Origin of the sequence: Roseimicrobium gellanilyticum, assembly GCF_003315205.1 — a bacterium.
Taxonomy (GTDB): Bacteria; Verrucomicrobiota; Verrucomicrobiia; order Verrucomicrobiales; family Verrucomicrobiaceae; genus Roseimicrobium; species Roseimicrobium gellanilyticum.
This window is the reverse complement of record NZ_QNRR01000011.1, coordinates 46,100-65,085: the sequence shown is the minus strand read 5'-3', so window position 1 is coordinate 65,085 and position 18,986 is coordinate 46,100. Positions and strand designations below refer to the sequence as shown.

General features: G+C 59.3%; 20 protein-coding genes. 12 read left to right on the top strand and 8 right to left on the bottom strand.

Annotated features, from left to right (window positions below):
• Positions 1 to 2: 2 nt before the first annotated feature.
• The gene (gene clpS, locus DES53_RS24600; protein ID WP_113960991.1) at positions 3 to 305 is read right to left on the bottom strand and encodes an ATP-dependent Clp protease adapter ClpS; all 303 of its coding nucleotides are present in this window, start codon (positions 303 to 305) and stop codon (positions 3 to 5) included.
• Between the two features lie 30 nt (positions 306 to 335).
• The gene (locus DES53_RS24595) at positions 336 to 761 is read right to left on the bottom strand and encodes a hypothetical protein (protein WP_170157368.1); all 426 of its coding nucleotides are present in this window, start codon (positions 759 to 761) and stop codon (positions 336 to 338) included.
• 150 nt (positions 762 to 911) lie between these two features.
• Here DES53_RS24595 and DES53_RS24590 point away from each other — a divergent pair, with 150 nt between their 5' ends.
• From DES53_RS24590 to cysN, 3 genes are all read left to right on the top strand, one after another.
• Complete coding sequence (locus DES53_RS24590) at positions 912 to 1,568, top strand: phosphoadenosine phosphosulfate reductase domain-containing protein (RefSeq protein ID WP_113960989.1); 657 nt, start codon at positions 912 to 914, stop codon at positions 1,566 to 1,568.
• Positions 1,569 to 1,612: 44 nt separating this feature from the next.
• Complete coding sequence (gene cysD, locus DES53_RS24585; RefSeq protein ID WP_113960988.1) at positions 1,613 to 2,521, top strand: sulfate adenylyltransferase subunit CysD; 909 nt, start codon at positions 1,613 to 1,615, stop codon at positions 2,519 to 2,521.
• A 66-nt stretch (positions 2,522 to 2,587) separates the two neighbouring features.
• Entirely contained in the window at positions 2,588 to 3,907 is a 1,320-nt protein-coding gene (cysN, locus tag DES53_RS24580) for a sulfate adenylyltransferase subunit CysN (RefSeq protein WP_113960987.1), read from the top strand.
• 447 nt (positions 3,908 to 4,354) lie between these two features.
• On the opposite strand, the gene DES53_RS24575 is transcribed toward cysN, so the two are convergent.
• The 5 genes from DES53_RS24575 to DES53_RS24555 all read right to left on the bottom strand — a co-directional run bounded on the left by DES53_RS24575 (position 4,355) and on the right by DES53_RS24555 (position 9,207).
• The gene (locus DES53_RS24575; protein ID WP_211325672.1) at positions 4,355 to 4,495 is read right to left on the bottom strand and encodes a hypothetical protein; all 141 of its coding nucleotides are present in this window, start codon (positions 4,493 to 4,495) and stop codon (positions 4,355 to 4,357) included.
• 199 nt (positions 4,496 to 4,694) lie between these two features.
• On the bottom strand, positions 4,695 to 5,861 hold the full coding sequence (locus tag DES53_RS24570; RefSeq protein ID WP_170157367.1) for an FAD-dependent oxidoreductase: 1,167 nt from the start codon (positions 5,859 to 5,861) through the stop codon (positions 4,695 to 4,697).
• Complete coding sequence (locus DES53_RS24565; protein WP_113960985.1) at positions 5,827 to 7,011, bottom strand: type III polyketide synthase; 1,185 nt, start codon at positions 7,009 to 7,011, stop codon at positions 5,827 to 5,829. Before DES53_RS24565 ends, DES53_RS24570 begins: the two co-directional genes overlap by 35 nt.
• A gap of 5 nt (positions 7,012 to 7,016) precedes the next feature.
• Positions 7,017 to 7,601, bottom strand: a complete 585-nt coding sequence (locus tag DES53_RS24560) for a YceI family protein (protein ID WP_113960984.1) — start codon at positions 7,599 to 7,601, stop codon at positions 7,017 to 7,019.
• Between the two features lie 40 nt (positions 7,602 to 7,641).
• Positions 7,642 to 9,207 carry a S10 family peptidase gene (locus DES53_RS24555; RefSeq protein WP_113961129.1) on the bottom strand — a complete coding sequence of 522 codons (1,566 nt, stop codon included), beginning with the start codon at positions 9,205 to 9,207 and terminating at the stop codon, positions 7,642 to 7,644.
• Between the two features lie 111 nt (positions 9,208 to 9,318).
• Here DES53_RS24555 and DES53_RS24550 point away from each other — a divergent pair, with 111 nt between their 5' ends.
• The 9 genes from DES53_RS24550 (at position 9,319) to DES53_RS24515 (ending at position 18,159) form a co-directional block, all read left to right on the top strand.
• The gene (locus DES53_RS24550; protein ID WP_113960983.1) at positions 9,319 to 9,774 is read left to right on the top strand and encodes a hypothetical protein; all 456 of its coding nucleotides are present in this window, start codon (positions 9,319 to 9,321) and stop codon (positions 9,772 to 9,774) included.
• Between the two features lie 63 nt (positions 9,775 to 9,837).
• Positions 9,838 to 11,310 (top strand): right-handed parallel beta-helix repeat-containing protein, encoded by a 1,473-nt coding sequence (locus DES53_RS24545; RefSeq protein WP_113960982.1) that lies wholly within the window; start codon positions 9,838 to 9,840, stop codon positions 11,308 to 11,310.
• Positions 11,311 to 11,458: 148 nt separating this feature from the next.
• Positions 11,459 to 12,811 (top strand): GAF domain-containing SpoIIE family protein phosphatase, encoded by a 1,353-nt coding sequence (locus DES53_RS24540; RefSeq protein WP_211325670.1) that lies wholly within the window; start codon positions 11,459 to 11,461, stop codon positions 12,809 to 12,811.
• 151 nt (positions 12,812 to 12,962) lie between these two features.
• Entirely contained in the window at positions 12,963 to 13,502 is a 540-nt protein-coding gene (locus tag DES53_RS24535) for a nucleotide exchange factor GrpE (protein WP_113960980.1), read from the top strand.
• A gap of 116 nt (positions 13,503 to 13,618) precedes the next feature.
• Positions 13,619 to 14,770 carry a molecular chaperone DnaJ gene (gene dnaJ / locus DES53_RS24530; RefSeq protein WP_113960979.1) on the top strand — a complete coding sequence of 384 codons (1,152 nt, stop codon included), beginning with the start codon at positions 13,619 to 13,621 and terminating at the stop codon, positions 14,768 to 14,770.
• Positions 14,771 to 14,817: 47 nt separating this feature from the next.
• Positions 14,818 to 15,327: a hypothetical protein gene (locus DES53_RS24525; protein ID WP_113960978.1), complete on the top strand. Its 510-nt coding sequence runs from the start codon at positions 14,818 to 14,820 to the stop codon at positions 15,325 to 15,327.
• A gap of 55 nt (positions 15,328 to 15,382) precedes the next feature.
• Positions 15,383 to 16,123, top strand: a complete 741-nt coding sequence (locus tag DES53_RS24520; RefSeq protein WP_211325669.1) for a lipid-A-disaccharide synthase N-terminal domain-containing protein — start codon at positions 15,383 to 15,385, stop codon at positions 16,121 to 16,123.
• A gap of 46 nt (positions 16,124 to 16,169) precedes the next feature.
• Complete coding sequence (locus DES53_RS33175) at positions 16,170 to 16,319, top strand: hypothetical protein (protein ID WP_170157365.1); 150 nt, start codon at positions 16,170 to 16,172, stop codon at positions 16,317 to 16,319.
• A 175-nt stretch (positions 16,320 to 16,494) separates the two neighbouring features.
• Complete coding sequence (locus tag DES53_RS24515; protein WP_113960977.1) at positions 16,495 to 18,159, top strand: choice-of-anchor I family protein; 1,665 nt, start codon at positions 16,495 to 16,497, stop codon at positions 18,157 to 18,159.
• A 110-nt stretch (positions 18,160 to 18,269) separates the two neighbouring features.
• Here DES53_RS24515 and DES53_RS24510 read toward each other — a convergent pair whose 3' ends face one another.
• Entirely contained in the window at positions 18,270 to 18,899 is a 630-nt protein-coding gene (locus DES53_RS24510) for a hypothetical protein (protein ID WP_113960976.1), read from the bottom strand.
• Positions 18,900 to 18,986 lie beyond the last annotated feature (87 nt).

Here is an 18,986-nt window from a genome sequence, read left to right as displayed (position 1 = left end):
TGCTAGTCGGCTCTTTCGATGGTGGAGAGAAGCTGGAATCCGTGAAGCTCCCTCACATAGTGCTCGGCGCGTTCACGCGCCCCAGTCCAGACAATGCTGCGGCCCTGTTCATGCACCTGCAGCATCAGTCGCTGGGCTTCCCTTTCCGGGTAGCCGAAGATTTTCCGGATCACGTGGGTGACGTAGCTCATCAGGTTCACCGGGTCATTGTGAATGACCACGCTCCACGGGGTGTCAAGCTGGCTGTCGGTGTCCTCACGAGGCAGCTCGATGGTGCGACGCTCTGGGGTGGTGACAGGAGGCATGGCTTGATGACGAAATCGGGACGGAAAGTGTTACTGGTGAAGTTCGACCTGCAACGCGGTTTCGCGCTTGAAGATCTCTGTAAAATTAGTCTGGAATGCGGGAAATGCTACTGGCTTGAACCATTCGTGAAAAGGAATGCATCCGGGCAGGTAGTGGTGCAGACCTTGGGCCAAGTCAGACCAGCCTTCCACTTCCTCGCAGAATTCGAGACGCGTCCCATTCGCCAGTTGGAATCCCAGCGCAATGGTATCGAATGAGAACAGGTCAATTTTGTACGCCGCCACCGCATGGACGTCTGTCCACGGAATGGTGCGCGTGTGATCCTGGGTGGGAGTGAGCTCGCGAATGAGCAGGCCGTGCACATCCGCCCCGAGCAGAATGGTGGGGGCCAGGTTCTTCCTTTTCATCCACCACCTGCTGCCCAGCCAGGCCAGCGCACCGAGAGCCGCCAACACGAATATTGAAGTTTGCATCTGAGTTTGCTGGTGAACACCCAACCGGGCGCGGATTGGACGCTGCACCTGGTGAACTCTGCCCAAGCGTATGATACTCAAATCCTACTTGCCATATCGGGAACTAGGAATTAACATCGCCACCCCTCACCCATGAGCCCCGAACAAGTACAAGAACTCAACGCCGCTGTCCGCGGATTTTCCCCCTTGGAACTCACCCACTGGGCCGTGGAGCGCAGCGCTGGCCGGGCCATTGTAACCACGAATTTCCGTCCGTACGAGGCCGTCATCCTGCATCTCGCGACCCAAGCCCAAGCGGACATCCCTGTGCTCTGGGTGGATCATGGCACGAACCTTCCGGAGACCTACATTTTTGCAGACAAGACGATTAATCAGCTCGAACTGAACATTAAACCGTACCTGCCCCTGATGACCGCCAACCACTGGCTGGCGCTCAATGGCGGCCAGCCCCCCATGCCGGATGAGGTGGAGCGAGTGGAGGCTTTCAGCCGCATCATGAAGCTGGAACCCTTTGAGCGCGGCATGCGTGAACTGGCCCCCACCGTTTGGATCACCGCCCTGCGCAAGGAGCAGAATCCCCAGCGCGCCGCGACCCTCCAGCCAGTCATGTGGGACGCGAAATTCCAGACCCTGAAGGTGAACCCCATCCTCGACTGGACCCCGGTGGAAATGGAGGCCTACCTCGCCGAATTTGAGCTGCCCAACGAGCGAACCTATTACGACCCTGCCAAGGGCGACGAGAAGCACGAGTGCGGCCTGCACGCGAAGCTCACCACTGACAAGGCCTGATCCTTCCGGCCGACCCGCACCAGCCCTGACCATTTTCCTTTTTCATGTCCGACATCACGCACCTTCAGTTTCTTGAGAGCGAAGCCATCTACGTGCTCCGCGAGACCGCCGCGCAGTTCACGAAGCCGGCGATGCTTTTTTCCGGCGGCAAGGACTCCATCGTGATGGCATGGCTGGCGCGCAAGGCGTTCCACCCCTCCAAGCTTCCCTTCCCGCTGCTGCACATCGACACCGGGCACAACTTCCCCGAGGCGATGACCTACCGCGACTGGTTCGTGAAGGAAGTGCGCGCCGAGCTTGTGGTCGGCTCGGTTCAGAAAAGCATTGATGACGGACGTGTGGTGGAGGAGCGCGGGCACAATGCCAGCCGCAACAAGCTGCAGACCGTGACCCTGCTGGACACCATTGAGGAGCACCAGTTCGACGCGTGCCTTGGCGGTGGTCGTCGCGACGAAGAGAAGGCCCGCGCGAAGGAGCGCTTCTTCTCGCACCGTGACGAGTTCGGCCAGTGGGACCCGAAGAACCAGCGCCCCGAGCTCTGGAACATCTTCAATGGCCGAAAGAACTTCGGTGAACACTTCCGCGTCTTCCCCCTGAGCAATTGGACGGAAATGGATGTGTGGCAGTACATCCGCCAGGAGGAGATTCCCCTGCCGAATCTCTACTTCACCCACCAGCGCCGTATCATTGAGCGTCACGGCCAACTTCTCGATGCCGAGACCGGCTTCGTGACCCTCTTGGAAGAAGAGAAGGCCAAGGTGAAGGAGATGACCATCCGCTTCCGCACCGTGGGTGACGCCACCTGCACCGGCGCCGTGCTCTCCGATGCGAAGACCATCGACGATGTGGTGGCCGAAGTCGCTGCCGCCCGCCAGACCGAGCGTGGCACCCGCGCTGACGACAAGCGCAGCGAGACCGCCATGGAGGACCGCAAGAAGGAAGGGTACTTCTGATTTCTGCCTGCCTGCCTTCTCGCGCTACCGCATCTCTGACCACCTCTTCTTTCGCTACTGATTTTCATGGACCTCCTCGTTAACCCCACCGAATCCAGCCTCCTGCGTTTCACCACCGCCGGCAGTGTGGATGATGGCAAGAGCACGCTCATCGGCCGCCTGCTGTATGATTCCAAGAGCATCTTCGAAGATCAGCTCCTGGCTGTGGAGGAATCCTCCAAGCGCCGTGGCGATGCCCATGTGAATCTCGCCTTGCTGACCGATGGCCTTCGTGCCGAGCGCGAGCAGGGCATCACCATCGACGTGGCCTACCGCTACTTCGCCACGCCGAAGCGCAAGTTCATCATCGCAGACACACCGGGTCATATCCAGTACACGCGAAACATGGTCACCGGCGCGAGCACGGCGGACCTCGCCATCATCCTGGTGGATGCGCGTCATGGTGTGGTTGAGCAGACCCGCCGCCACTCCTACCTCGCTTCTCTCCTTCGCATTGAGAAGGTGGTCCTGGCCGTGAACAAGATGGACCTCGTGGATTTCAGCGAGGAAGTCTTCAACAAGATCATTGCGGACTTCAACGAGTTCCGGAAGAGCCTTCCGAACGAGGTGGATGCCACGCTCATCCCCATCAGCGCGTTGAACGGTGACAACGTGGTGGACAAGTCGGACAACACCCCCTGGTACAGCGGCAAGACCCTGCTGGAGCATCTCGAGACCGTACAGGTACGCGGCGGCACCTCTCAGCACGATGCCCGCTTCCCCGTGCAATGGGTCATCCGTCCCATGTCGGATGACTACCATGACTTCCGTGGCTTCGCCGGGCGCATGGCCAGCGGCACCTTCAAGGTGGGTGAGGAGGTGCTCGCGCTTCCTGCTGGTATGACTTCGCGCATCACTGGGATTCACACCTTTGAAGGTCGCAAGGAGGAGACGACGCCCGATCTTTCGTACTCCATCACGCTCGCAGACGAGATCGACATCAGCCGCGGTGACATGATTGTGCGGCCGGACCAGGCTCCGCAGCACAGCCCGCACATCGATGCGATGATCTGCTGGTTTACCGAGAAGAAACTCAAGCCCCGCACGCGCTTTCACCTGCGCCACACCACCCGCGATCTCCGTGCTACAGTGACTGACCTGCACTACAAGGTGGACATCAGCACCATGGAGCAGGTGGGGGACGTGAAGGAATTCGGGCTCAATGACATCGGCTGCATCCGCATCAAATGCGCCGCTCCGTTGTTCTTTGATGCCTACTCGAAGAACCGCACCACCGGCAGCTTCGTCCTCGTGGATGAACAGACCAACAACACCGTGGCCGCCGGCATGATCCTTCGCGCCGTGGGTGACGAATCGACGAAGAGCACAGACGAGTTCGCGATTTAACTCACCCTCGCTTAACTACCTCGTTCCAAGGCGCGGCAAACCTGCCGCGCCTTTTTCGTCTGCCAGAACGCTGCGACGACTTGGACGTGGGCCGTCGGAGCCTCGCTGACGTCAACCTCTCATGCTCATGAGGTGGTAGGGTGATGGCTCCTCGCTCGTTGGCAACTTCCAAGAGGACTTGCGCATCAAGCAGCGTGGGTCGTGAACAACACGCACTACCAGGGCTGGATGCCGGGCTGGCAAATTTGGTTCCAGCAGGAAGGAGGCTTTCCCTCTCTTGCGCCACGTACGGGGAGGACTATGCCTCGAAACGGTAACTGCGATGGCGCGTCGTTTTCTTTTTCATGGCCTGCGCGGAGCTATGGAGCTGCCGCGCAGGCAACGAATGGCATGTGTCTCATTACCGCTTTGCGAAGGCTTAGCGCGACTTCTCAAAGCGGAACGGACTTACTTGCCCTTCTTCTTCGCAGCCTTCTTCGCTGCTTTCTTTGCGGTCTTCTTGGTGGCCTTCTTCTTCACAGCGGCGGCTTTCACCTTCTTCGCTGCAGGCTTCTTGGTTGCTTTCTTTGCGGTCTTCTTGGTTGCCATGATGATGTTGTTTTAGGTTTCGTTCACAGTCGCATTGGTTGCGAGGAACAACTGATATCACAGCTTTTCAAAATAAGGAAGCATAAATTGTTCGCCGCAGGCTCACGCCAAGCGTCATGACGCGCGCATGCGATTGATCCATTTGGATTGTGGATAGATGAACTTTTGTCGCGCCTGCATCATCAATGATGTGATTTCACTAGGGAGAATGCATCATGGCGTAATGCTCCGATACAACGTCGTGCATGAAACCCAATAGAACACCGCGCATCAAAACGCCTCGTGCCCGGGACAAAAAAAATCCTCTTCTGGTGCCCAACCACATGCCTCCAGCGGCACGATTGGCGGCGATCGCGGCCTCACGTTTGCGCACTTTTTCGTACGTGGAGAGAAGCGCTTTCACATCGCCATCACGTCTCAGAACCTGCTTCAGCACATCAACAAGCATTGCGGCATCGGCGAAGCCAACATTCATTCCCTGGCCACCGATTGGGCTCATCACATGAGCGGCGTCACCGCAGAGGATCGCACGACTGCTCACGTAAGCATGACAATCGAGGCGCTTCGGTGTGAACCACGTCTGGTTGATTTGCTGACCCGCATCCAGGTTGACTCCTGTTCGTTGGCGCACCATCGCACTGATGAACTCAGGTGGAGTCCACTCCATGGGTGAATGGGTCTGCACGATCCACCGACGCAGCCCATCCGGAAGAGGAAACGACTCCACGGCACCCTCCTCAGTGAAGAACACATGACCGTCATCTCCCATGCCGCTGTGCCCCGTGAAGTCCCCCATGACGAAATGGCAGGCGTAGGTGTGCGCCCTTGTTCGCACTCCCATGAGTTCGCGTATTGCGCTGCGATGCCCATCACAGCCAACCGCGAATGCGGCGGTGATACCGCCGATGCCGTTCGTCTGTAGAGTCACGTGATCCTCCTGTGGGCTGATGCCGGTTACCGCAGCATTTCTCACCAGACGAACGGAGTCACAGGAACGCAGCTTCTCCTCCAGGAGTGACATGCTCAGACGTTGCGGCAGAGACAAGACGAAGGGATGATCGCCGGGGATGCGCCTGAATGAGCAACACCCGACGAGACCCTGATCACCGTGCACGAATACATCCCGGATTGGAATGCCGCGAGCCACAAACTTTTCCGCCAGCCGGATCTTTGAGAGGATGGCCAGTGACGGTGGCGTGATCCCAATGGCTTGGGAACTGCCCGGCAAATCGGCGCGCTTCTCCAGCACGAGGGTGCGAATGCCCGCATCTCCGAGGAGATTCGCCAGCAAAAGGCCCACCGGGCCGGCGCCGACGATGGCCACCTCGCAATCAAACTGCGGGCGCGGCGGGCGCGTGTTCTGCATAGGCAGCACCTGCGGACATGGGAAGTGCATTCGCGTCGTCAGAAGAAACGCCAAGCCTCGTCAACAGCGCAGTCTCCACTGTCAGACCAGGGCCGAAGGCAATGGCGCACGTGAGAGCATCTTCCTTCCCGGCATCGGCCAACATCTGCTTGAGCACGAAGAGCACCGTCGCGCTGCTCATGTTGCCGTAGTCGCGCAGCACCTGTCGGGAAGTCTCCAAAGCTGTCGCGGGCAGCGACAGGCTCTGCTCCACCTTGTCAAGAATCGCGCGGCCACCGGGATGTACTGCCCAAGCATCGATGTCCTCGGGTACCAGCCCCTTCTGCTGGAAGACATCTTCCACAATGGGGCGCAGACTGGACTGGATGATGTCCGGTATGTAGCTGCTGAGCACGATGTTGAACCCCTGATCTCCGATGTCCCATGCCATGTCTGCTTCACCTGCCGCGACGAGGGAGGACACAAACCCGTCCAAGCGGTAGGAAGGTTGTTTGGGCGCAGGTGAGCGAGCACTGACGATGGCCGCGGCCGCGCCATCTGCGAAGAGCGAGTTCGCAAGGATGGTATCCTGATGGGCATTGGACTGCATGTGCAGACTGCAAAGCTCGAGGCACATCACCAGGACCACCGCATCCGGGTTGGCCTCACAGAACTGAGCCGCCATGCGAAGAGCGGGGAAGGCCGCGTAGCATCCCATGAAGCCCAGAGTGTAGCGCTCCACGCTCTGCGGAAGTCCCAGCTCGCGGATGATGTGAAAGTCGGGCCCCGGATTCATGAAGCCCGTGCACGACGCGAAGATGAGATGGGTGACTTCGTCTTTTGTGAAGTCTTCCACCTCGGCAAGGAGCTTGCCAGCGAGGTCCACAGCGAGCTTCCGCGACCACTCGGCATAGACCGAATTCCGCTCCCCGGTGGTGGGAGGTATGAGCGTGCCATGCTCATCAAACTTGAAAAGCGAACCTTCCGCGTCCGGCAGGAAGTCTCCATACACACTGTGCCGGGTCACAATGCCGGAGCGCCGGTAGATGGCATGAATGAGGCGTTTGGTCCGCTCATCCTCCGCCAAATCCTTCAGTCGATCCCGTGCGAAATCCTGATGGTACGCAAACGGCGGCGTCAGTGTGGTGATGTGATGAACAAAGGCCGGCATGGTATTCAGTTTCCCTTCGCGCGCACGAGCTTCACCGAGGCTGTTACTTTCACCGTATCTCCAACGCGCACCACCAGCATTGCGGATGGAACATTGATGCCGCATTGTTTCAGCGAGAGGCTGAAGCTCACGTCAAAGGTGGCGGTATCCTCTCCAAACTTCCAGTTGCCCACGGTCGCTACGACGTCGTGCTTCTTGCCGAGCAAAGTCAGGGAGAAGGGTAGATTCGAAGGTGTCTTCCCATCCGGCATGATGGTGGTGAAGGAGATGTCCTGAAACTTTCCCTCGATGAGCGGGTAGTCTGCGACCTTCATGGACTTGTGCATGGTCGCATCCCGCTTGTCATTGTTCGTGTCCATGCCCGCCGCCTTGACCTTCACGGTGGCGCTGAGGCTCTTGGGGCGATCGTCATCGCCCGTCACCACGGTAGCAACGAACGGCTCTGCGTTCACAGCACCGTCCCAGCTATGCAAGGTGGAGTTGCCCGAGAAGGCGATCTCTGCCGAGCCGTCCCACTTCGTCGTGGCGCCAGAGACACGTCCCGCCGTCATCAGCAGGACCACCGCAGCGGAGAAGAGCAGGTGTTTCATGTGCGGTGCACATATTGTCCCCAACACCCCGGTTTGCCAATTACCTTCCGCTGGCGGTCCGGATGAATTTTACCAGGTCTGCTCGCTGCTTCGCGAGATCGGGCAGGTTGAGGTACATCATGTGGCCAGCGTAGTAGTCATCGATCGTGATGTTCTTCGCGATCTCCGGGGCCACATTCAAATGATTGAAGGTGTAGTGCGAGGCGAAGTAGGGCGTTGCCATGTCGGTGTATCCGCAGGAGACATGCACCTTCAGGAAGGGATTGCGCGTCATCGCCACCGCCAGCGTATCGGCCACATTCACAAAGTCGTTCTCTGCACCCCAATTCCACTTGCCCACGCTCGCGAGAATTTCATACGGGCGGTCTTCCACGTACTTGAGTTCGCTGCGCACATACTGATTGAAGGTGGAGGCAAAGGGCGAGAAGAAGGCGTCCGCACTGGGGTCGCCTTCCGCGGACGAGGCGAGTCCGTTGCGCACGTGCCCGGTGTACCGGCTGTCGAAACGCCCCACCTGAAGTCGCTGCTCCCTCAGCAACTCGACGGAGAACCTCTCCAGCCCCGGACGCAGATTGGCGCGATCCAGCCATTCGGCTGACACTCCGGTGAAACGGGCCATTTTGTCCACCAGGGCTTTCCGCTGAGGTTCGGGTAATGCCGCGCCAAGCATGAGACCCTGAAGGTACTCACCCATCGCAAAGGCCTCTGCCTGCTTCAGCACTTCCTGGATGGTGAGCTTCTGCAGGTCTGGAGCCAGTTTGCGATGATGCCACGCGGTGGCGGTATAGCTCGGGAGATACAACACGTGCGGGAGGTCGTTGCCTTCGCCGCCCCAGATGGTTTGGAAGTTCAGCACCGTGCTCACCAGCATGATGCCATTGAGATTCATGCGATGCTTTTGCGCGAGCTCACCGCTCAGCGCGGCAGCGCGGGTGGTGCCGTAGCTTTCTCCAATCAGGAACTTGGGCGAGGACCAGCGTGTGTTCTGGGTCACATAGAGCCGGATGAACTCGGCGACGCTGCGGGCATCTTCCGCCACCCCATAGAAGTTCTTGGCCTCATCTGCCTTTGTCGCCCGGCTGTAGCCTGTGCCCACGGGATCGACAAAGACCAGGTCCGTCTCATCCAATAGCGAATATTCGTTATCGACCAGTTGATAGGGCGGAGGCACTGCGCTGCCATCGTCTTGAAGCTTGACCCTCCGGGGGCCCAGCAGCCCAAGGTGCATCCACACGGATGAGGAACCGGGGCCTCCGTTGAACGAGAATGTCACAGGCCTCTGCGAAAGATCATTCAGCCCGTCCTTGGTATACGCGATATAGAATATCTCCGCCTTGGTCTTCCCTTCCGCATCCCTGATGGGCAGCATGCCTGCCACGGCAGTGTACTCCAGACGCTGACCTGCCAGTGTGATTGCGTGTTTGGTGGACACGTCCTTCGGGGTTTTCCTCTCCTCTGATTCAGGTTTTTCCTTGCTTTGGTCATTCTCTGATTTGCTGGTATTCGCGGCTTTATTTTCTTCGCGAGGCGCCTCCGGTTTTACATCTGCCAGAGCATGCGTCGAAAAAACAAGAGCGCAGCAGGAGAGGAAGGTGCGGAGTTTCATGCGGGCATGCTCACCGTCCTGCATGAAAATGCAACGCAATCCTTATGCATTGCAGGGTCGCATACGCCGGAATTCCTTGTCAAATCAGGGACCCTCTGCTATGCAAGCGTTATGTTCCTGAACTTAGACCCCCTCAAAAGTGATCTCACAAAACTGGCTGGAATTCTGAACCAGTTCAAAAGCGAGTTGGTGCAGACGAAGCTGGTGGAGATGTTCTTCTCCGGTGGAGGCGTTCCTTCCGCGCCCGCAGATGCTCCGCGTCGCAAGGGCAGGCCTCCGGGCTCGGGCAAAAAGGCCGCTGCAGCTGCAGTGGGCGCACCGAAAGTGGCTGGCAAGCGCAGGGCTCGTGGCAAGATGGGCGCCACCGGCGCACTCAATGCCCTTATCAAGCAGGGCTATTTCAAGACACGCCGCACCATTGCAGATGTTGTGGAAGCCTGTGAAGCCAAAGTCGGCGTCGCGATCAAGGTGACCAATCTCTCTGGTCCTCTCGCTCGGTTCGTCCAGGAAGGACGTCTGAACCGCGCCAAGAACAAAGAGGACAAGTACGAGTACTGGGCCAAGTAGCCCAGCAGGACGTGTTCCCGTCCCTCTTTGCAAGAATGCGCGCTCTGGCGGTGTGATGTTCTCATGCCGCTTTTTCGCGCTCTGCTTCTATTCTCTTTCATCACCTGTGGTGCTGGCCTTCGCGCCCAGCACCCAGATGCATCGCCTCCAGTGCCCGCAATTGGGGGCTCCAGCATTCACGTCGACCCGATAAAGGGTGATGACACCCATGACGGCGTGGCAGGACCAGTGCGAACCATTGCACGCGCGATCCGGTTGGCAAAACCCGGGGACACCGTACACCTCGAGCCAGCGACGTATTTTGAAAGTGTCGACCTGTCCGGCAAGCATGGTGAGCCGGGCCGTCCCATCACCATCGATGGACATGGTGCGATCATCGAGGGCTCCGATCCTGTGAAACTCGCCGAGTGGGAATCCATGGGCGACGGCCTCTATCGCAGGGTGAAACTGATGCCCCGCATGGATGAGGCAATCTTATCGCGCTGGTTTTTCCTTTGGGATGATAAGATAAACCGCATGAGTCGCTGCTCAAAAGGCCCGAGTCAACCCCTCAAAAAACCTGCGGACCTGCTGCCGGGGGAATGGACTTACGTAAAGGAGGAAACCGCCTTTTATGTTAAACTTCCAGCGGATAAACCTTTAGATAGCGTCCGCATCCGTTATCCACTGCGGAGCAGCGGTGTGGTGTTTTCGCGCGAGGGCTCGCATCTGGCCGTACGAAATATCACGGCCACGCACGTGCATAACGATGGATTCAACATTCACGGCGCCCAGCGAGCGCTGACTTTCGAGAACATTGCTGCCATCGAGTGCGGGGATGATGGCTTCAGCGCCCATGAGGATGGGGACTGCCGCATTGACGGGTTTGTGAGCATTGGAAATGCCACGGGCCTCTGTGACACGGGCACCAGCCGCACCTATTACAAGAACGTCTACATCAAAGACTGCGTGGGATATGACCTGTTTTTCATCGGTCTTGAGCACTCGGTGGAGAATGCCATCATCGAGAGCAGCGCGGCTCGCGCCTTTCACCTCGATGGATTCCGCCTCACGGATGGGCAGACCTGCACGCTCCGCATGCGCAATGTCTCCATGCAACGTGTGGGCGGCGGAGCGAATGAAGTCCGCGTGGGCCGGGGTGGCGTGCTGGAAGCAGAGCGTTGCACCATCACCAATCTCAACATCCAGGTGACACCCGGCGGCAATGCCGCAATACGGAAGTCGCTCATCAACGGCGAACCGAAGCCGGAGATCATCCTGTGGACCAACTCCCTGTGGCGCAGCGAGGAGAATGTTTATGACGTAGCTTTTTGGAGAGTGGGGCAGCAGGTATTCGCTGCCGGGAAATTGGAGGACTTCCGGAGGCTGATGGGAGGGGAGACTGGTTCGCGCGCGTTGTCTCCCGGTGAAGCGGCACAGGGTATCGCGGCATCAACGTCATCGAGCCCGCCAAGTGAGGTCGGCATGGATCCGGAATTGCTCAAACCCCTGCGGGAAAGGGCGAATAAGATACTTTCCAACGTCGGTACCCCGTGAGTTTTGCTCAACTTCCTTGCCCGATGCAGACACCTGTGCCAACCTTTCTCCCAGCATGACGGGATGGATTGTTGCGGTGGTGCTTCTGCTGGCGGGCGCAGGGGTTTCTATGCTGCTGTACAGAAGTCTGGCACGGGAACGGGAGGCCATGAAGCTCTTCAAGGAGGGTGATGCACGTCGTGCGTCGCGTCGGAAGCGTGTCTTTGATGTGCTTCAGGTCGTTGGGGATGCCATCCAAGGTGGGCAGCCGGAAAGCACGCTGCACCGCTTGATCACACAGGGCGCAGCCACCGTGGTGGAAGCAGAGGGCGCCGTGCTGTACCTGCTGGATGAAAAGGCCGGAGTGCTGGTGCCGCGCCATTGCACCCGCGACTGCCCGCCACTTATTGCACTACCCGAGCGCATCGTGAACCAGGCCAAGACGAACGCCGGTACCCTGCCCAGCTTTCTGCGTCTGCACAGCATCAAGCCGGGTGAGGGCGTGGTAGGCTCCGTCTTCAGCAATCTCAAGGAGGAGAATGTCCCGGATCTACGTCACCACCCGAAGTTTGAAGGCAAGGCGAATCCATTCCAACAGCATGTCGCGGCTCTCATGGCGCCGCTGAAGCATGGTGCTCGCGGCCTGGGTGTGCTCGCCGCCGCGTCAGAGCGCACAAAACCCTTCTCTCCGCACGAGTTGGAAATGTTCGACGCGCTGGCAGAGCAGTGCGGCTTCGCCCTCGGAAATGCGCAGGCGCACCAGGAAGCAGGCGCCAAGCGGAAGCTGGAGAGTGAACTTCGCAACGCGAGCGAGATCCAGCGCATCCTCCTTCCCGAGAAAGCGCCGGAAACCTCCGGTTGGGAAATGGCTGCCAAGAACGTGCCGGCCAGGCTGGTGAGTGGCGACTACTACGACTTCGTCCCCGTGGGGAACACACACATCGGCGTGGCCATTGCGGATGTGTGCGGGAAGGGGATTCCCGCAGCGCTCATCACCGCCATGTGTCGTAGTGTGCTGCGCTCCAATGCGCGCGAGACCTTGAGCCCCGCCGCCGTCTTGGGTGCGGTGAACCGCAATCTGTTCCCCGACATTCGCGAGGACATGTTCATCACGGTCTCTTATGCCGTGCTGGCAGACGATGGAAGCAGTCTCACCATCGGTAGAGCGGGTCACACGCCCCCCCTCGTCTGGCGCAAGAGCACAGGCAAGGTGGAAGTCATTTCCGCGCCGGGCGTAGCCGTCGGCGTGGACAAGGGCAGCGTCTTTGAACGGATCACCAAAGATGTGCCCATCCCCATGGAAAGCGGCGATGTGCTGCTGCTCTATACCGATGGCGTCAATGAAGCCGTGGACCACAAGGAACTGGAGTTCGGGGAGGAGCGCATCAAGACCATTTTCGCCCTCGCCGCGCCCAATGGCGCTGATGCAGTGGTGGATGCCCTCTGCGATGCGGTGAAAAAGTTCATTGGCGGCGAACCCCAATCCGACGACATCACATTGGTGGTGATCCGGAAGAAGTAATCCGTGGAGGCGCGTTGCGCCCCCCACCGCCCCCCCGGCCCTGGTGCGGTATCCCGCCAGGCCACCCTGCCCGCCATGGCGAACTTGCCACGGGCCCCCATTCCATGCATAGTCCCTGCCCCTTTCCCCCACCCCTTTTCCCACTGAAGAAATGAATCACAGCGTCGACGAAACCGAAGCTCCCGCCCAGCAGCCCCAAGAAGAGCCCTTTGTGGAAGCTGGCCAGCAGGACCCCGCAACCGCCCTGGCGGCTGAGGTGGAGAAGTGGAAGGACCTCGCCGTGCGTACCGCCGCCGAGCTGGATAACTTCCGCAAGCGCTCGGCCCGCGACATGCAAGAGGCCCGCTCCTATGCCAACGCCGACCTCCTCCGCGGCCTCCTTCCGGTGCTGGACACCTTTGAGATGGGTCTCGAAGCGGCTCGCATCGAAAGCGAACAAAGCATTGTGTTCCAAGGCCTTAAGATGGTGCAAGGCATGTTTGCAAACCTGCTGAAGGAGTTCGGCGTGGAGGAGGTGCCGGCCCAAGGCAAGCCCTTTGACCCGAATTTGCACGAAGCTCTCAGCCAGGAAGCCAGCGATACCGTGCCGGACGGCACCATCCTGCGGGTACAGCGCCGGGGGTACAAGCTGAAGGACCGCCTCCTCCGCCCTGCCAATGTCGTGGTCTCCAGTGGGGCTGCGGATGCGTAATCCTGCTTCCCCGGCAGGATGGTCGAGGATTGGCACGACAGGCGCATCCCTCCACTGACCACGGGTCTCCCGCCCTCCAGTCCTCCCACATCAGCACTGATAGAACTTCCCCTCACATGGCCAACAAGCGTGACTACTACGAAGTCCTCGGCGTCGCCAAAGGCGCAACCCAGGACGAGATCAAAAAGGCCTACCGCAAGCTCGCGGTGCAATTCCACCCGGACAAGAATCCCGGCGACCACACTGCCGAGGAGAAGTTCAAGGAAGTGGGCGAGGCCTACGACGTGCTGAGTGATGAGCAGAAGCGCGCGGCCTATGATCGCTATGGTCATGCAGCGTTCGCAGGCGGCTCACCGGGAGCCGGTGGCCCGCGTGGCGGCTTCCATGATCCCATGGATATCTTCCGCGAGGTGTTTGGCGGCGGTGGTGGCGGTGGAGATATCTTCGACATGTTCTTCGGCGGTGGTGGTCGCCGTCGCGGGCCTGGCGGCGCACAGCGCGGCAGTGACCTGCGCTACGGTTTGGAAATCACCCTGGAAGAAGCGGCCAAGGGCGTGGAGAAGGAGCTTGAGTTCGAGCGTCTCATCGCCTGCAAGACGTGCAATGGCTCCGGGTCGAAGAGCGGGAGCGGCACGAAGCAGTGCCGCACCTGCGGTGGCGTGGGCCAGGTGATTCGCTCCGGCGGCATCTTCCAGATCCAGCAGACCTGCCCGGAGTGCCAGGGATCAGGGCAGACCATTTCCGATCCCTGTCGTGACTGCCACGGCGTGGGCCGCGCGAAGGACAAGACACGCATCCGGCTGAAAATCCCTGCCGGCATTGAGGACGGATCCCGCCTGCGCTCCAGCGGCAATGGTGACGCGGGCACCAAAGGTGGCCCGAGCGGCGACCTCTACGTGGTGATCAGCATCAAGGCGCACGACCTCTTTGAGCGAGATGGCTTTGACCTGCATTGCGAAGTGCCCGTGGGCTACCCCACTGCGGCGCTGGGTGGCGAGGTCACGGTGCCCACGCTCGACGGCAAAGCCACGGTGAAGGTGCCGGCTGGCACGCAAACAGGTTCCACATTCCGACTGCGTGGTCAGGGAATGAAGCGCCTGGATGCGGATCGTCGTGGTGACCTGTATGTGCACGTGCAGGTGGCCGTGCCCACCAAGCTCAATGCGGAACAGAAGGAGAAGCTGCAGGAGTTTGCCAAGGCGCTTGGCGAACACCACTCGCCCATGCAGGAGTCGTTCTTTGAGCGGGCGAAGAAGTTCTTCTTTTAGCACCTGACTCCACGTTCACCCAGGCTGCCGGTCGAATCCCCACTGCCATGAAATCTACCGGCGTCCTGCTCCTGCTCATTGCCTGCCTGCTTACAGTGGGCTGTACCAGCAAGGACAAGCAGGATGCTGTAAATCTCGACAACCGTGCGGTGGAGATTTGTGCTGCACTCACGAGCGCAGGCGTTCCCTTTGCATCTCACATGAACAAGTGGATGGATGGCGAACGGACCGACGTTGCAGCCCTCAAAAGCGCGCTCGCATCCATCGAGCCGCTGCCTGGGAAATTCCGCGGTGAATTCGAAAAGCTGCCTTATCCCGAGAACCAATATGCCGTGACGGCCTACCGAACCAGCATGCTGAACTATCTGGATGGGCAGCAGAAGCTGGTAGAGTCGCTCAAAGTGGTTGTGGAGAAGGCAGCCCTGCACAATCCCGGAGACGAAGCGCTGCGCAGGGAAGTAGCGGCAGAGTTTCGTGGGTTTGAAGCGACCCAGAAGAAGACCCTCAATGATCTGAATCTCAAGCGCGAGAGACTCAATTCCTTCTTGATGGAGTAAGCGCCGTACTCCCGCAGTTCAGTTTCCCTTCGCGCATCGCTCCTCCTCCGCTCACATGCCGGCTACCTCAGCTTTCCTTCAAAACTGGCTCGAACCCATCTTCGGACACTGGCTCTATGTCGACTCCATGCTGTGGACGGTGGTCGGCTTTCTCGGCGCCGCCATTTTCGGCAGCCGCTTTGTGCTTCAGTGGCTGCAGAGTGAAAAGGAAAAGAAGCTGGTGGTGCCCTGGTACTTCTGGCACCTGAGCTTCTGGGGCAGCGTGCTGAACCTTCTCTATTTCCTGCACCTCGACAAGGCACCACTGGTGCTGGGCAACTGCTTCCTGCCATTCCTCTACGGACGCAACATCCTCTTCCTGCGCCGTGCGGGAACGAAGGGCGGCGGCAGGAAAGTCTTCGCCGCTGTAGCGGTGCTGGTGCTCGCAGGTTTTGGGTGGACAGTGTTCTTTGATACGGAAGGTGACTCAGGGCCCGGTGGCTCTCCCGAACATCGCAGCAAGGTGCTCCTGCAGCAGACTGCCACAGCGTTGAAGAATTATCACGCCAAGCACGGCCAATTCCCTGGCGGCGATGCCAAGGGGATCCTGGAGGCCCTGAACAAGGAAGGATTCCAAGTAGCCGATGCGAACCAACCTGACGCAGGCGATGTCTCGCTCGATGGATGGAAACACCCCATTCAGATCCTTGCCTCCGGGAAAACCTTCGTTGCAAGGTCCGCAGGAAAGAATGGGAGCTTCGATGATTCGCTCAGCGAGACTCGCGATGATATCTTCATCCAAGGCAGCGTGCCCTGAGGCACGGTGATTTGAAGTTCATGCCCTTCTGTCGTATGAAGGGCTTATGAAAATCATCGTCTTCACCTCGCCAGCCATCACCGCGCAGGTCAATGATTGGCTGAAGGAGCATCCGGATATCGAGGTGATCAGCATGGCCCAGTCTGAGTACGATGGGACGATTCATCTGACCTTGCTGTACAGGGAGGCCAAATAGGCAGCGTTCGACGGAAGCGCGGGCCTTTGCGGACGGCGGATGCGACGTCAGCGCATCGCATGGCTGAGCGGGTCATAGCCACCACGTACTGCCACCTCACGGAATCGTCACCTCAGGCAGTTTGCCCATCATTGCAGCGTCGGTAGCGAGTGAAGTTCAACTCACTGCCGACATCATGATCGATCAAAAACTAACATCCCTGACCACGCTCGGATGCGCCGCTCTGGCCATCCTTGCTCCGCTGAGTGCTGCGGCCAAGTCGCCGCATTCCATTTCCGTAACGCCCGTCTCGACGGTGGCTGCCGGTTCCTTCCTCACGAGCGCCGCTGAAATCGTCGCCCACGATCCAGCCACGCAGCGCGTGTTTGTCGTGAATGCACAGGCTGCGCGCATCGATGTCTTCAGCATCGCCAACCCTGCTGAGCCCACGATCGTAGGTTCGATTCAGGCAAGTCAGTTCGGTGGAGTCGCCAACAGCGTGTCCGTGCATGATGGCGCCATCGCCGTGGCGGTGGAATCGACGGTGAAGACGAATCCTGGCAAGGTCGTGTTCTTCAACACGAACCTGCAGTTCCTTGCGGAAGTGACCGTGGGAGCGCTGCCCGACATGGTGACCTTCACCCCGAATGGCCGCTACGTTCTGACGGCGGACGAAGGTGAGCCCAGCGACGACTACTCCGTGGATCCCGAAGGTACCGTGAGCATCATCGACGTCTCCAAGGGCGTGGCTTCTGTGACCCAGGCCGATGTGCGCACGGTGGACTTCCGTGCCTTCAACTCGAAGAGCCGTGCGGAACTCTTCAACGGCACCGGGCCCAAGCCCGCGATTCGCGTCTTCGGCCCAAACGCCACCGTGGCTCAAGATCTGGAGCCGGAATACATCACTGTGTCCCATGACTCCAATACTGCCTGGGTGACGCTCCAGGAAGCCAATGCGATTGCCATCATCGACGTCAACTCCGGCACGGTGTCGGATCTCGTGGGTCTCGGAACGAAGGATCACTCCCTCGCGTCGAATGGCTTTGGCTCCAGCAACGCACTGGACGCGAGTGACCGTGACGGCATCCCTGTGGCAAACAACGGCCGCATCAACATCCAGAACTGGCCTGTGAAGGGTTTGTTTCTTCCGGACGGCATTGCCTCCTACAAGGTGGGTAACCAGACCTACCTTGTGACAGCCAACGAAGGTGACAGCCGTGAGTGGTCCGGCTATGCGGAAGAAACCCGCGTAGGCAGCATGGCGCTCGACCCGGCAGTCTTCCCCACGGCGGTGGCGACGGAACTCAAAAAGAACAACAACCTCGGCCGTCTGAAGGCTACCAAGGCTCAGGGCGACACGAACGGAAACAACATCTACAAGGAGATCTACACCTTCGGTTCCCGCTCCTTCTCCATTCGCGATGCCCAGGGCAATCTTCTGTGGGATAGCGGCGATCAGTTCGAGCAGATTCTCAAGGAAATCCTTCCAGACTTCTTCAACTCAAACCACGAGATCAACAAATTCGACGACCGCAGCGACGACAAAGGACCGGAACCCGAGTGCGTGACTCTGGGCAAGGCCTTCGGACGCACCTACGCCTTCGTCGGACTTGAGCGTGTGAGTGGCGTGATGGTCTATGACATCACCAGCCCGACGGCCCCCGAGTTCGTGCAATACGCGGACAACCGCGACTTCACCCAAGCTCCCAATACACCAGCTGCTGGTGACCTCGGTCCTGAAGGTTTGTTCTTCATCTCCGAAGAGAACAGCCCGAATGGCAAGCCTCTCCTGCTCGTGGCCAACGAAGTCAGCGGCACCACGACGGTGTATGAAATCAACAAGGTGAAGGGCAACAAGTAAGCGTTCACCTCACGTCAGAAACAGAAGGTGCTGAACACGCGGCAGATTGCGAAAGCAGTCTGCCGCTTTCCTTTTGGCGGGGAGAGCAATTCTGGTGATCAGTCATGGTGCTATCTGCTTCCTGCCAGCGGCTTCTGCGCGGTGAGCATGCGACGCCTGCCGCTGTCCTGATTGGCAGAGTCAGCGTTGGCAATGGAATTCACCCCGTCGCCAGTTCCGTAAGTGTAGGGAAATCCAGCACCCTGATCTCGCGGCGTGGAAGCCACTAGTGCATCATCCGGTGCTGGGGTGCCTTCCGGACTCGGAGATGACTGACGCACCGCCGCCGCCACCATTGGTGGCTTCTTCAGGCTCCTAGCCTGCTTGAGATGGGATTCGTCAAATCGCAGCACGGCCGATTCTGCGCCCAGGGATACTGTGGCCACGGTGTCCTTGCGGTTGGAGGCGAACGTGACTGACTGTAGGCTCATGCCATTGCTTCCAGGCTCGCCTTTCTTCAGGCGAAGGCGTTCGCGAGTCTTTGTGTTCGCAAGCACCACGATGGGATTGTCTTCAGCTCCGAAACACCCGGCGATGATCCAATCCCGCGCGAACGAGACACGCTCAGGAGTGACCGGTGCAGTCTTCAGGACAAAGGGATTCTTCCCCCATGATGCTTCATACCGCTCCGCAGGGTGGGCGCTGGGCGGGGAGAAAGTGGCGACCTCCTGCGCTGGTGCGAATACCGGTGCGGCAAGCATCCATGCGCAAAATGCCCGCCTCACGAAGCGAGTAACAACACATTTTCGTTCATGGCCGCTGTCACGGCAAACGCATTCCGGCTGGAC